Raw genomic sequence first — 13,651 nt, forward strand, 5'->3', positions numbered from 1 at the left:
TCAGTACATGTGCACCGCGAGGACATGGAACAGCGCGGTCAGCACCAGGATCACCACCAGCGGCAGATGCGCCACGTGCCACAGCGAGAACAGGCGTTCGACCGCGCCGAAGCGCGCCGCGCCGACCGCCGCGTCGAGATAGCGCTGCAGCAACGATGCGAGCCGGTCGAGGCGGGCGGGGTCCAGATGCGGCTGGTGGTTGAGCACCTGGCCCAGGCAGCGGCGCCATGTGCGCCGCGCATGCAGTGGCAGGCTGAGCTGCAACCAAGGGGCGCCGAGACCGCGGCGGCTGGTCTCCGCGACGCGCGCAGCGAAGGCCTCCAGCGCAAAGTGTGCCGCGCTCTCGCGGGCGAGCATCGGTGCGGCAAGTTCCAACGCAGCCGCGGCTTCGGCGCGCAACTCAGCGGCGCTGCGCAGCCTGCCGTAGAGACCGCGATGCAATTGCGCATAGAGGAAGCGGCCGGCGACGCCGCTCGCCGCCACCACCACCATCGACCAGAACGCTACCTTCGCATTCAACGAACCCAGGGAGAGCTTGCAGTGCATCAGGATCAGCAGGGGGCCGGCGATGCCGAGCACCATGTGCCCGGCGAACCAGTGACGCAGCTTGCCGAGAGGCAGGCGCTCGGCGACGCGCTTGCGCAACGGGTACAGCAACAGCAGCAGCATTGCGCTGCCGCCGGCCACGCCCAGCCAGTAGGCCAGGTCCGAATCGACGCTGTAGGCATCGGTGCGCGCACCCCACAGCACGAGCAGCAGGGCCGCGACCCACGGCAGCGAACGGACGATGCGGCGCATGGACGCCGTGAGTGCACGCAAGCGGGGCGGCAGGCCGATGCTGTCCGCGGGTGCACTCATGTCTGGTTCCTTGCTGGGGTGGGGCAGGGCCGCCCGGAATTCGCCGTGCGATCGGAGATCCGCGCATGAACCAGGACGACCTCTGGTTGTGGTCGATTTACGCAGTCGTCGCGCTGGTCCTGGTGCTCGGCTACCTCTGGCACCGGCGCCGCAGCGAGGCCGGCTACCGCATGGCGCTGGAAGACGCCGAGCAGAGCGGGCTGACCGAGGCAGCCTCGCTGCACCCAGTGGTGGACCCGGCGCGTTGCGTCGGTTCCGGTGGCTGCGCGCGCGCCTGCCCGGAACAGGCCATCGGCGTGGTTGGCGGCAAGGCGGTACTGGTCAGCCCGGCGGCCTGCATCGGCCACGGCGCCTGCGCCGCGGCGTGCCCGGTCGAGGCGATCTCGCTGGTGTTCGGCAGCGAAAGGCGAGGCGTCGACATTCCTGCGGTCACGCCGCAGTTCGAGACCGATGTCCCGGGCCTGTTCATCGCCGGCGAACTCGGCGGCATGGGCCTGATCCGCAAGGCGGCGGAACAGGGCCGCCAGGCGATGGCAACGATCGCGCGGCGGCGCGACGGGAACTTCGAATACGATGTGGTCATCGTGGGCGCCGGTCCGGCCGGCATCGCCGCGGGCCTGGGCGCGCTCGAGGCCGGGCTGCGTTACGCGCTGATCGAACAGGAATCCAGCCTCGGCGGCAGCGTGTTGCAGTATCCGCGGCACAAGATCGCGATGACGGCGCCGGTCGAGCTGCCACTGGTCGGCAAGATGCGCTTCACCGAGGTCAGCAAGGAGAAGCTGCTCGCGTTCTGGCTCGACATCGTCGGCCGCACCCGCTTGCAGATCCGCACCGGCGTGCGCATGCAGCAGGTCGAACCCGTGGCGTCCGGTTTCCGTGTGCACACCAGTGCAGGCGTGCTGGGTGCGCGCTGCGTGCTGCTCGCCATCGGACGCCGCGGATCGCCGCGCAAGCTCGGCGTGCCCGGCGAGGAGCAGGCCAAGGTGGTCTACCGCATGGTCGATCCGCAGCAGTATCGCGGGCAGCGGGTGCTGGTGGTCGGGGGCGGCGACAGCGCGGTCGAAGCGGCCCTCGCTTGCGCTGCGCACGCCGAGGTCAGCCTGGCCTATCGCGGCGAGGCGATGAACCGGATCAAGCGCGCCAACCGCGAGCGCCTCGAGCGGGCCGTCCGGGCAGGGCAGTTGAACCTGCTGTTGCGCACCGAGGTGCGCGAGATCTGCGCCCACGAGGTGCTGCTCGCGCGCGCCGGCACGCCGCTGCGGCTGGCAAACGATTGCGTGGTGGTGTGCGCCGGCGGCGAGCTGCCGACGGCGATGCTGCGCGAGATCGGGGTCCGCGTGGAGACCCGGCATGGCGCGGCGTAAGCAGACGGGCTGCACGCCAAAAGCCGATGAGCAATCGGTTATTTGCTCGAAAGCAAAGGCCAGACAGCGACTCATCAGCGCACCAGGGGCAGCAGCACGAATTCGCCGAGTTCGTGCAGGATCAGTGCGAGCGGCACGGCGAGCAGCCACCATTGACCAGACCACAGGCCGCTTTCGGCCCGCAGGCGCGGAGGCTCGAGCAGGAAGCGCACGCGGGCCGCGATCTCGCCATCGCCGAAGCCGGCAACGCCCACCGGGATGTTGCGGGTGGTCTGCGTTGCATGCAGCCGGGCGCACTTGAGCAGGGCGCTGGACGTGGCCAGGGTGCCCGCGCGGTAGGCGGCAATGCGGTCGCAGCTTTGCTCCACCGCGAGCTGCCATGCGGCGCGCAGGGCGTCGCGGGCGCGCGGCGGCAGCAGCGAGGTGGCGATGTTCAGCACCAGCGCCGAGTATCCGTCGCGGCGCGCCAGGTGCGCGCGCTCGTGTTCGATCAGTGCTCGCAATTCGTGCGCATCCAGGGACTGGCGCAACTCGGCCGAAATCACTACCCGGGGCGACGGCAGGCAGAGCGCCAGCGCGAGGCTGCCGGCGCCATCGACGAAGTACACCGGCAAGCCGTCCACCTGCATCCTGCTGCGGAGCACCAGCTGCAGGCGATCAGCGGTGCGCAGTGCAGACTGAACCATCCACGCCAGCCGCATCAGCATCACCGCCGCCAGCAGCATGAAGAGCAGTGCAATCAGGGCGCCGCTGGCACTGTCGGCATCGCGCACGCCGTGCATCGGGCAGGCCTGCGCGGCGCCCGAGTTGCGCGACAGGCACCAGTCGCCGATCCATCCATGTTCGACCAACAGGGTGGGCAGGAAGGCCAGGATCACCGCGATCCAGGCGAGTGCCCAAGGCGCCAGCGCCAGGCCCATCAGACGCCGCGCGCGCTGTTCCGGATGCAGGTCCGCCATCGCGGCCAGCCAACGCGGTTGCATCCATGCCGCCCACGCGAGTGCGCCGAGCAGCACCAGCACCCACAAATCAGCGGCGAGGAAGATCGGGGACATGGCTATTCGCTGCTGCGCGCCCGGGCACGCTGGAGCATGGCCTCGAGTTCATCGAGCGTCTCCGGCGCCACCTTCTCCGCGTGGTCGACGAAGGCGGCGAGCAAGGGGCGCGTGCCGACATTGCCGAGTGCCTTGGCCACGCCATCGATGACGCCGGTGGCGAACTCGGCCCGGCTCATCGCCGGTGCATAGACGTAGGCATGACTGACCTTGGTCCGTCGCAGCACTCCCTTGCGGTAGAGCCGTTCCATCGCCGACTGGATGGTGTTCGACGAGATTCCACGCGGCAGGCCGATCCGCTCATGCAAGGTGCGAACGTCGGCCTCGCCGACGTCCCACAGCGCATTGCACACGGCAACCTCCAGTTCTCCGAGGGACCAGTCCCGGAATCGCAGCATCGTCGAGCCCCGTTCACATAGCTGCGACAACGGTAGCAGAAAACCGATCGCGCTCGGTTAATTACAAGTTCGGGGCGGGGGAGTTCCGATCGCTCCTGCGGGCAAGAGGCCACGAGGGCACGAGGGCACGTCAGAGCCGGTTCGGAGCCAAGGAGCGCCTTTGCGTGCCCTCTTGCCCTCCGAATTTGTCACCGCCAGATCAATGCCTTGCGCCATGTTCGGTGAGAGTTCCGGTCGCCCCTGGCGGTGCGCTTGTTCGCGCATCAAACTTCTTCGCGACCCGCGCCACTCTTTTTTCCGCAAAGGACGCAAAGGACGCAAAGGAAGCGAAAGCGGATTCCGCTCTTCTTTGCGTCCTTCGCGTCATTTGCGGACAAACCGCTCTTCAGATCAATGATTCATCGGATGTTCGGTGAGAGTCCCGGTCGCCCCTGGCGGTGCGCTTGTTCGCGCATCGAACCGTGACTCTCGCAAGATCGCGGACTGTGTTTTGGACGCAAAGGACGCAAAGGGAAAACAAACGCGATACAGCGCTGGGGTATCCCCGGCACTTGCTGTCTTTGCGTCCTTTGCGTCCCTTGCGTCCTTTGCGTACTCAATCACAGGGTCGTCGTTTCGCACGGGCTGAAAATGTATGAAATGCAACACCTTGGCGCATGTTCGGTGAGAGTCCGGTCGCCCCTGGCGGTGCGCTCATTCGCGCATCAAACTGGCGGCGACCATGCGGATTGCATTTTTTGTCCGCAAAGGACGCAAAGGACGCAAAGAGAGCCAAGAACCCATCGGTTAATGCTCTGCTGGCTTTGTTTTCCTTTGCGTTCTTTGCGTCCTTTGCGGAAAAATCTTTTCTCTCAACCACTTGCGTGATGTTTGGTGAGAGTTCCGGTCGCCCCTGGCGGTGCGCTTATTCGCGCATCGAACTTCTTCGCGACCCGCGCCACTTTTCTTGTCCGCAAAGGACGCAAAGAACGCAAAGGAAGCGAAAGCGGTTTCCGCCTCTTTGCGTCCTTCGCGTCCTTTGCGGACAAACTGCTCTTCAGATCAATGAGTTATCGGATGTTTGGTGAGAGCGAATACCGGGTCAGCCGGCGGGGACCGCCTCCGCGGCGGGCGCCAGGGCCGGCGTGGTCGCGGCAAAACCGGCGGCCACTTCGAGTGCGCTCACGGGGAACTCGTCCGGCTGGGCGATCGCCTGGCCGCTCTCGTCCAGCCAGTGCTGGCTGCGCGCGCCGTCGCGCAGTCCGTCGAACTGCCAGACCATCCCGCCGCCGGTGTAGGCAATCGCAAGGCGCTCCACCGTGAGTCCGCCGGTACGCGCCTGTGTCAGGCGCTCGCGCAGGCGCGCGGCGCTCAGGCGGCTGCGGTCGAGCAGCAAGTTGGCGCGTGGCGGCGGCTCCAGCGCCAGGCTGGCGGATTCTTCGTAACGCTCCCGATCCTGCGCGGACAGCAGGTAGAAGTCGTCCCGCTGGTGCGCGTTCTCCAGCAGCAGCCAGCAGTGCCCCGAATCGAGCGCCATGCGCAGCACACGCGCGCCGCGGTTGACCTCGTTCAGCCAGTGCATGCAGGTTTCGGCCTGCCGCGCGAGGGCGTCGGTCGGGTCGGCCGCGGCATCGCCTTCCAGCGACACCGGTGCCTCGGCCAGTGCGGTGGCTTCGTACAGCACGCCCTTGAAGTTGTGGTCCACGCGCAGCTCGAAGCGGGTCATCGGATAGGCCGCATCGGCCTGCACCGCCTCGTCGCCTTGCAGCAGGCGTTCGCCGTCGTAGATCGCGGTGAACGCATCGTAGTCGCCGGCCTCGGGGCGGGCGTCGTCGAAAGTGATCGAGAGCAGCGGCCGCGACCAGGGCTCGGGCATCCAGATCAGTTCGTACAGCCAGTCGCTGCGGTCCGACTCCGGCCACAGCGCGCGTGCCTTCTCCACCATCGCGGCGATCCGCTCGGGCGCCAGGTCGGCGGCGTCGATGCCGGCGGCAGGGACCTCCTGCGGCCATGCCTCGGGCCAGCGCAGCTCGCCCTGGTGGCGCCAGCCGTTGGCGCCATCGCGCCAGTCGAACAACCAGCGGCCGCTGCCCTCATCGGTCTCGACGATGATCGAGCAGCGATACGCCAAGCGGTTGGCGTTGAGCCGCAGGACCCGGCCGCGCGGGTTGCGGGCGCGCACGCTGCGAAAGCACTCGGCCGCGAATTCCTGCAGCGGTGGCTGCTCTGGCCGTCTTCCGGCGCGGGAAAATCCTGCTGCTGCGTCGGCGCGAGCATCGGCAGCCCGACGCCCGCCAGCAGGCAGGCGATCGCCAGGATGGATGCGATCAGCACCAGGTTGGCGTGCGATTTGCGCATGGCAGGCTCCATCGGGGATCCCAGTATCGCTCTTGTCGTCGCGCCGATCCGCGTGCAGTGTGGTGCCCATGCACACCATCGACATCCGCCTGCGCGAGCTGGCGCAGCTTTACGACTCGCTGGATCCGTCGCCCTTCCGCGAGAAGGCGCTGGACCGCGAGGTCGAGGCCTGGCTGGTCGATTCGGCCGGCGAGTTTCCAGTCAACGCGCCGCTGCGCGTGCTGGTGCACGGCCCGGCGGCACTCGCGCCCCATGTGGGCGACCTCGCCTCGGCGATCCACGCGCACTTCGAACTGTCGGCCACGCTCGCCGAGCGCCGGCACCGGCGGCGCAAGCGGGTGGGGCGGCTGGGTATGCTGCTCGGGTTCAGCGTGCTGGCGCTTGCGCTGGCGCTGCGTACGCTGGTGGAGAGCTGGCGCGCGCCCGCCGGCGAGATCATCGCCGAGGGCCTGCTGATCCTCGCCTGGGTGGCGCTCTGGCGGCCGGCCGAAGTGGCTTTGTTCGACCAATGGGAGAGTCGCGAACAGTTGCTGCTGCTGCGCAAGCTGGCGCAGGTGCCGGTCGAGTTCGTCGCGGCCGATGCCGGCACCGGGCTCGGCAGTTCCATGCGCCGGACACCGCTGACTTCATGAATAGAGAATCGCTATCGCCGCGTGCCTACCTGTTGCTGTCCGGGCTCTGGCATACGCGAAGGGGCCTGTGGCGGCTGGTACTTGCGCTCGCGACGGCGCTGCTGCTGTTCCTGGGGTGGCGCGCCTGGGCCACCCTGCACGGGCCACCGCTGATGCCCTGGCACCGGTACGTGCCCGCGGAGCAGTCCGCGCGCCAGATCGAGCGCCTCGACTGGGCCGGGTACCTCGCCGCGGAGCAGGCGCTGTTCGAGCGCACCGAGACCTGGCTGGCCGCGCACCTGCCGCCGGGCGCGGATGTGCCGTCCAACCGCTACGCGCCGTCGAGTCCGATGCAGCCGTCCAGGCGCGCGGTCGACTGGAACCACTCCTACCGGCTGGCGCCGGACGGGCCGCCGCACGGTGTGGTGGTGCTGCTGCACGGGCTGACCGATTCGCCCTACAGCCTGCGGCACATCGCGCGGCACTACCAGCAGCGCGGTTACCTGGCGCTCGGCATCCGTTTGCCGGGGCATGGCACGGTGCCCGGCGCGGGGCCGCGGGCGCAGTGGCAGGGCTGGCGCGCGGCCGCGCGGCTGGCGCTGCGCCAGGCGCGGCTGGAGGTGCCGGCGCCCGCGCCGCTGCACCTGGTCGGCTATTCCACTGGCGGCGCGCTCGCGCTGCAGTACGCGCTTGATGCGCTGGAGGATCCGGCGCTGGCGCCGCCGCAGCAACTGGTGCTGCTGTCGCCGATGATCGGGGTCACCAGCCTGGCGCGGTTCGCCGGCGTGCTGGGCTGGCCTGCGCTGTTCCCGGCTTTCGACCGCGCCGCGTGGGTGGAGATCTACCCGGAGTACAACCCCTACAAGTACAACTCCTTCCCGGTCAACGGCGCGCGCCAGTCCTCGCTGCTGACGGATGCATTGCAGCAGCAGTTGCAGGCGCTCTCGGCATCTGGCCGGATCGCCGCGCTGCCACCGCTCACGGTGTTCCAGTCGCTGGCGGACGCCACGGTGAGCACCCCGGCGGTCATCGATGGGCTGTTCACCTGGCTGCCTGCCAACGGCAGCGAGTTGGTGCTGCTGGACATCGACCGCAGTGCGGAGGTCGACACGCTGTTGCGCAGCGACTCGCTCAGTTCGCCGGCGCAACTGCTGCCCCCAGCACCGCGCGCATGGGCTGCGAGTGTCCTCAGCAACCTCGGCGAGGCCAGTGGCGAGCTGGTCGAACTGCACACGCCCGCCGGCGACCTCGAGCCCACCCACCGTACCCTGGGGCTGCGCTATCCCTTGGGCGTCTACTCGCTGTCGCACATCGCACTGCCGTTCCCGCTGTCCGATGGCCTGTACGGTCTTGAGCCGGACCCGGCTGACGTGCCGGGCCTGGCCCTGGGTGCGCTGTCGGTGCGTGGCGAGCGCGGCCTGCTGTGGGTCAGCCAGGACGATTTGGCGCGGATCAAGTGCAATCCCTTCTTCGACCACTTGCTGCAGCGGATCGACCGCCTGCTGCAAGCGTCCGACGCCGCGCCGTGAGTCCGCTGCTCGAAGGCCCTCGGCTGCGTCTGCGGCCGCTCGCGGATGCCGACGAGGCCTTCTGGTGCGCGGCGTACACCGATCCGCTGCTGATGCGCCAGGTCGGCCCGCCACTGGCGCCCGACGCGGCGGTGCGCAGCTTCCGCGCCGCGGTGGCGGCCAATGCGCGCCCGGCGCCGGTGCCGGCCTACTGGGTGGCGCAGGTGCGGGCTGAGGCGGCCGACATCGGCCTGCTCGGCCTCACCGGGCGCAGCGCCGCGGGCGAGGCCGAGGTCGGTGCGCTGATCCTGCCGCCCTGGCAGGCGCGCGGACATGCCGCAGAGGCGATCGCGCTGCTCGCCGAACACGCCTTCACCGGGGCAGACCTGCAGCGCCTGTGCACCCGCCATGCCGGCGACAACCCAGGCGCCGCCGGGCTGATGCGCAAACTGGGATTCACGCGCTTCGCGGCGGACGACGCCGCGCCGCTGGGCCATCGTTGGGAGTGGTTGCGCGAGGACTGGCGGCGCCAGCACGAGGCCGATCGCGGCTGATTGCATTCGCGCCCTGATCCGATATCGTGGCGCGGCCCGTCGCCATGCCGGGCGCACCCATGGGACCGCATCGATGGCCGACGAAGACAGCGCAGCGCGTGGCAGCCTGGCCTGTGTGGGGCTGGGCATGATGCTCGGCGCGCACCTGTCGCCGCGCGCGCGCAGCCATATCGAGCAGGCCGACGTGGTCTACGCCGCAGTGTCCGACCCGCTGGTCGAGTTGTGGCTGCAGCAGATGCACGCCGACGTGCGCAGCCTGCAGCCGCTGTATGCCGACGGCAAGTCGCGCCACCAGACCTACCGCGAGATGGTCGCAACCCTGCTCGCCGACGTGCGCGCCGGCCGCCGGGTCTGCGGCGCTTTCTACGGCCATCCCGGCGTATTCGCGCAGGCGCCGCATGCAGCCGTTGCCCAGGCTCGGGCCGAGGGCTTCGAGGCAGTGATGGAGCCGGGGATTTCGGCCGAGGACTGCCTCTACGCGGACCTGGGCATCGATCCCGGGCGCTTCGGCTGCCAGCATTACGAGGCCAGCCAGCTGATGCTGTACCAGCGCCGGATCGACCCCTCGGCCTACCTGGTGCTGTGGCAGGTGGGGCTTGCTGGCGACCGCTCCGCCGACCGTTTCGTGACAAGCCCGCAACGCCTGCGATTGCTTGTGGAGGTCCTGCTGGCGGACTACCCGCCGGCGCACGAGGTCATCGTCTACGAGGCCGCCACCCTGGCGATTGCCGCGCCGCGCGTCGAACGCGTGGCGCTCGCGCAACTGCCCGCGCTGTCCCTGCGCATGCAGACCACCCTGATCCTGCCACCGTGCCGGGCGCTGACGCGCAACCAGCAGGTGTGCGACCGACTCGAGGCGCTCGACCGTGAGGCCAGCGTCGCCTGAGAACCCGAACCATCCACCGGAGACCACCCATGAGCAACGCCATCCGTCTACTCGAGTCCCTGGGCCAGCACGGCCTCAGTTCCGCCGCGGATCTGGAAGCCGCCGTCGCCGCGCTGGACCTGGCGCCCGAAGTCCGTTCAGCGCTGCTGCAGCGCGATTGCGAGCGCCTGCCGCAGCTGCTCGGCGCGCGCGCTTCCATGCGCCTGATCCTGGCGACGCCCGACGAAGCGCCGGCCGAGGGCGAGGAACCGGCGCGTGAGGAGCCGGATCCGAAGCCGGCGGAGTCGCGCCGGGTGGCGCGCGCCGCCTGAGCACGCCGATGTCCGGCTGGCGCCTGGTGCGAGTGCTGTGCATGTGCACGGCACTCGCGTGGGCGCCGCTGGCGCCCGCCGCGGATGCAAGTTTTGGCGCGCTGCTGCAGCAGGCCGACGGCCTGCGCAGCGCCGACGCGCAGAAATTCGCGGACGTGCTCGCGCAACTGGATGCGCGGGTGGCGGAGGCGACGCCCGTCCAGCGCCAGCAGCTGCGCTACCTGCACAGCTACCAGCTGGCCCTGGGCGGGGATTTCAAGGGCGCCATCCGCGATCTGCGCGAGCTGTTCGAGGAGGTCGCCGATCCCTCCCTGAAGTTCCGTGTCGGCGCCTTTCTGGCGAACAATTTTGCCGCCACGCGGGAGTTCGCCGAGGGCCTGGGCTACCTCGACCGCACCCTCGCGTTGCTGCCCCAAGTGCCCGACCAGGAGCTGCGCCTGCAAGGCCTTGTCGGCGCCAGCGTGATGTACAACCAGGTGGGCCAGCACGACCTGGCGCTGCACTACGCCGAGGAGATCCTCGCCGGGAGTCCGGGCGGACGCACCCGCTGCATGGCCGATTTCATGCGCCTGGAGGCCCTGTTCAACCTCGACGACCGGGCGCAGCAGGACAACGAGTTCAGTGAGCGCATCGAGCACTGCGAGGCGCAGGGCGAGGCCCTGGTCGCCGGCTTCATCCGCGGCTACCAGGCGCGCAACCTCGCTCGCCAGGGGCGTCATGCGGAGGCAGCCGACCTGCTGCTGGCGCACCTTGCCGAGGTCGAATCCACCCGCTATCCACGGCTGATCGGCGAGATCCAGTCGCTGCTGGCGGAATACCGGCTTGCACAGGGCGATGCCGCTCAGGCGCAGGTGCATGCCCGCCGCGCCATCGAGAACAGCAGCGGGATCGCCTATTCGCTGCCGCTGGTGATGGCGCACAAGGTGCTCTACGAGTGCGCACTGACGCGCGGCGACACCCGCGATGCGCTGACCCACTATCGCAGCTACGCCGAGGCCGATCGCGCCTACCTCGATGCGATCAAGGCGCGTGAGCTGGCGGTGCAGCTGGTCAGGCACGAGACCCTGCAGAAGACCCAGACCATCGAGCTGCTGAACAAGCAGAACCGCGTGCTGCAGCTGGAGCAGCAGGTGGCACGCCAGGCAGCCACCAACAGCCAGCTGCTGCTCGAGGCGGCTGGCGGAGATCGACGGGTTGACCGGCATCAGCAACCGGCGGCACTTCACCCAGCGCGCGGAGACGCTGCTGGCCGCGGCGGCGCGCACGCGCAGTAGCGCCTGCCTGATCCTGTGGGACCTCGATTGGTTCAAGTCGATCAACGATCACTACGGCCACGCCACCGGCGACTGGGTGCTGCGCCAGGTAGTGGCGGTCTGCTCGCCGTTGCTGCGCGCGCAGGACTGCTTCGGGCGCATTGGCGGCGAGGAGTTCGCGGTCCTGATGGCGGACGCCGATCTCGCGGCGGGATGCGCGCTGGCCGAGCGCCTGCGGGCGGCGATCGCCGGGATCGACGCGCGCCACGGCGGCGCGCGCTTCCAGGTCAGCGCCAGCTTCGGGATCGCATCATGCGGCGAGTCCGGTCATGAGCTGGATCGACTGATGGGGCTTGCCGATGAGGCGGCTTATCGATCCAAGCTGGGTGGTCGCAATCGATGCACTGCAACGATCGGTGCAGCAACAGCCGCACCGATCGTTGGCTGAGCGTTGACCTTGGCAGGTACCCCCGCGCAGCTCAACCCGCGCAGGTTCCGGTGAGGAAGTCTTCGATCAACGTCAGCGTTTTCCGGTGATGCCGCGGATACCAGGGCAGGCTGTGCGGCATGTCCGGGATCAGCTCGAAGCGAGCTTCGACCTTGCCCTTGACTGCCTTGTAGTAATCGCGGGCATGGAAGGCCGGCGTGCGCACATCGCGATCGCCGACATACAGGAGGATCGGGATGTTGGCCTGGCTGGTGTGCTTCATGGGATCCATGCCGGTCACGGTTCGGCCCTGCAGGATCCGCTGAACGCGGTTTTCGCTCCAGCTCACGCCGAGCCGTGCCAGATCGGTCACTGGCGCGCCGGCGATCGCGCATCGGTATGGGCTGTTCGGGCGGACTGCCGCGGCGGCGGCAGCGAATCCACCATAGGAATAGCCGAAGATGTGCAGTCGCTTGGGGTCGGCGATGCCCTGCTCGACCAACCAGGCGGCGCCGTCGTCCTTGTCGTCTTGCATCTTCTGGCCCCACTCCGCATCACCCGCCAGCCAGAGCGCGCGTCCGAGGCCTGACGACCCACGGTACTGGGGGCGCAGAACCGCGTAGCCACGCGAGGTGAGAAACGGCACCCAACCAGAGGCATCCCAACCGCCGAAATCGCGCGCCCACGGGCCGCCATGCGGGTGGATCACGGCTGGCAGGGCAGCGTCACCCTTTTGCCAGCCCGGCGGAAGGTCGAGTAGGGCCGGAATCTTGAGGCCGTCCCGCGCCTTGTAGGTTACCCAGCGCTGTTCGCCGATGCTGTCGGGATCGATGCCGGTGCGTTCCGCGCCGAGCGGCATTGCCTTCTTGCCATCGAGCAGCAAGTGGTAGGCCGGCGGGTGTCGGTTGCTCTCGGTACTGAACAGCACCCGGTCGCGCGCATCGGTGAAACCGAGAATGGCGATGTCCATCCCCGGATAGCTCTTCTCGAGGCCCTCATGGATGGCGCGCAGGCGCGGTTCCAACCAGGTGGTTTCCGGGGTCGCGGCGTTCACGGTGAAGCCGATGACCTTGTTGAAATCGCTCTTGCGTGTGCCCAACACCACACGACCGATCGAGAACTGCGGGTGCGAGAGCAGCGGCTCCTGATCGAAAGCCTTGGCCTTCGCGTCGTAGAGCATCGCCTGCACGCGATCGGACTTGAGGTCCGTCATGACGTAGAACTTGCCGCTTTCCTCATCTCGCCCAACGATCTCCACGGTGTAGCGATCGGACAGCTTGGTCGTCAGCGCCGGGTGGATTTCGAACTCGCCGGAGTCTGCATTCAGGATCAGGATCTGCTGCTCGTAGCCGCCGCCCTCGATCGGTTCCAGCTGCGTCCGCGTAAGCACATCGCCGGTGCGCGGATCGAAGAGGCCGGGCGAGGATCGTCCGGTAGCACGGAACAGCAGTTCGCTTTCGCGTGTCCGCAGGTTGTAGCGGAAGTAGGTGTCGCGAAAACGCGCCGTGTCGAGTTGGGCGATGATCACGCGATCAGGATCGAGAGGCAGCGGTTCCACCAGCCGTGCGCTGCCGGCCAGTTCCAGGCAGCGCCGGGTGTTCTCGCTGATGCCGATCTCGCGCCCCTTGTCGGCGAAGGCTTCCTCGAACTTGGTCTGCTCGATATCGCTGAGATAGATCTTGGTGACGAAGGTCTTGGTCGAGCCGGTGCTGCGACCTTCGCCGCAGCCGGCGAGTTCGCCGGTCCACTCCTGGCGGGCCACCACCAGCAGGTGGCCTGCCTTCAACGCAATCGCGTTGACGAACTTCATGCGATCGCCGGAGGCGGTCGTCTTCGGCGCCTGGTCCAGTTTCTCGAGGTCCCAGGTAGCCAGGACGGTATCGAACTCCTCTGCGTCCTGCTTGCCGGCAAGGGCGATCAGGTGCTTCCCGTCCGAACTCATGGAGATCGACTGCAGACTGGGCATGCGCGCCAGCGACTCGATCGGGATGGGATCGGCCGAGGCCGTCGTCAAACTGGCCAGCAAGGCCATTGCAGGGAAAATCCTGTAGTTCATCGAAGCCTCCGGCGGGGCGTGCAAGGACGTCCA

13 protein-coding genes are annotated in these 13,651 nt (G+C 68.4%); 8 read left to right on the top strand and 5 right to left on the bottom strand.

Translation table 11 applies throughout. From position 1 onward, the window contains the following. The gene (locus tag IPK27_10605) at positions 1–858 is read right to left on the bottom strand and encodes a hypothetical protein (GenBank protein ID MBK8068051.1); all 858 of its coding nucleotides are present in this window, start codon (positions 856–858) and stop codon (positions 1–3) included. Between the two features lie 65 nt (positions 859–923). Here IPK27_10605 and IPK27_10610 point away from each other — a divergent pair, with 65 nt between their 5' ends. Beyond that, positions 924–2,222: an NAD(P)-binding domain-containing protein gene (locus IPK27_10610; protein ID MBK8068052.1), complete on the top strand. Its 1,299-nt coding sequence runs from the start codon at positions 924–926 to the stop codon at positions 2,220–2,222. A gap of 74 nt (positions 2,223–2,296) precedes the next feature. Here IPK27_10610 and IPK27_10615 read toward each other — a convergent pair whose 3' ends face one another. The 3 genes from IPK27_10615 to IPK27_10625 form a co-directional block, all read right to left on the bottom strand. Next, positions 2,297–3,277 (bottom strand): M56 family metallopeptidase, encoded by a 981-nt coding sequence (locus IPK27_10615; GenBank protein MBK8068053.1) that lies wholly within the window; start codon positions 3,275–3,277, stop codon positions 2,297–2,299. Positions 3,278–3,279: 2 nt separating this feature from the next. After that, positions 3,280–3,675, bottom strand: coding sequence for a BlaI/MecI/CopY family transcriptional regulator (locus tag IPK27_10620; protein MBK8068054.1), 396 nt, complete (start codon positions 3,673–3,675; stop codon positions 3,280–3,282). A 1,081-nt stretch (positions 3,676–4,756) separates the two neighbouring features. After that, the gene (locus tag IPK27_10625) at positions 4,757–5,836 is read right to left on the bottom strand and encodes a hypothetical protein (GenBank protein ID MBK8068055.1); all 1,080 of its coding nucleotides are present in this window, start codon (positions 5,834–5,836) and stop codon (positions 4,757–4,759) included. Between the two features lie 244 nt (positions 5,837–6,080). On the opposite strand from IPK27_10625, the gene IPK27_10630 reads away from it, so the two are divergent. The 7 genes from IPK27_10630 to IPK27_10660 all read left to right on the top strand — a co-directional run bounded on the left by IPK27_10630 (position 6,081) and on the right by IPK27_10660 (position 11,583). After that, positions 6,081–6,644 carry a hypothetical protein gene (locus IPK27_10630; protein MBK8068056.1) on the top strand — a complete coding sequence of 188 codons (564 nt, stop codon included), beginning with the start codon at positions 6,081–6,083 and terminating at the stop codon, positions 6,642–6,644. Then, a complete protein-coding gene (locus tag IPK27_10635; protein ID MBK8068057.1) occupies positions 6,641–8,152 on the top strand; it encodes an alpha/beta hydrolase in 1,512 nt (503 codons plus the stop codon). Before IPK27_10630 ends, IPK27_10635 begins: the two co-directional genes overlap by 4 nt. After that, positions 8,149–8,685, top strand: coding sequence for a GNAT family N-acetyltransferase (locus IPK27_10640; protein MBK8068058.1), 537 nt, complete (start codon positions 8,149–8,151; stop codon positions 8,683–8,685). The genes IPK27_10635 and IPK27_10640 overlap by 4 nt, the downstream gene beginning before the upstream one ends. Positions 8,686–8,758: 73 nt before the next feature. Further along, entirely contained in the window at positions 8,759–9,571 is an 813-nt protein-coding gene (locus IPK27_10645) for a hypothetical protein (GenBank protein MBK8068059.1), read from the top strand. A gap of 29 nt (positions 9,572–9,600) precedes the next feature. Continuing rightward, entirely contained in the window at positions 9,601–9,882 is a 282-nt protein-coding gene (locus IPK27_10650; GenBank protein ID MBK8068060.1) for a hypothetical protein, read from the top strand. Positions 9,883–9,890: 8 nt separating this feature from the next. Beyond that, complete coding sequence (locus IPK27_10655) at positions 9,891–11,156, top strand: hypothetical protein (GenBank protein ID MBK8068061.1); 1,266 nt, start codon at positions 9,891–9,893, stop codon at positions 11,154–11,156. Then, entirely contained in the window at positions 11,077–11,583 is a 507-nt protein-coding gene (locus tag IPK27_10660; GenBank protein MBK8068062.1) for a GGDEF domain-containing protein, read from the top strand. Before IPK27_10655 ends, IPK27_10660 begins: the two co-directional genes overlap by 80 nt. 31 nt (positions 11,584–11,614) lie before the next feature. Here IPK27_10660 and IPK27_10665 read toward each other — a convergent pair whose 3' ends face one another. Further along, complete coding sequence (locus IPK27_10665) at positions 11,615–13,618, bottom strand: S9 family peptidase (protein ID MBK8068063.1); 2,004 nt, start codon at positions 13,616–13,618, stop codon at positions 11,615–11,617. Positions 13,619–13,651 lie beyond the last annotated feature (33 nt).

Source organism: Rhodanobacteraceae bacterium (assembly GCA_016713135.1).
Taxonomy (GTDB): domain Bacteria; phylum Pseudomonadota; class Gammaproteobacteria; order Xanthomonadales; family SZUA-5; genus JADKFD01.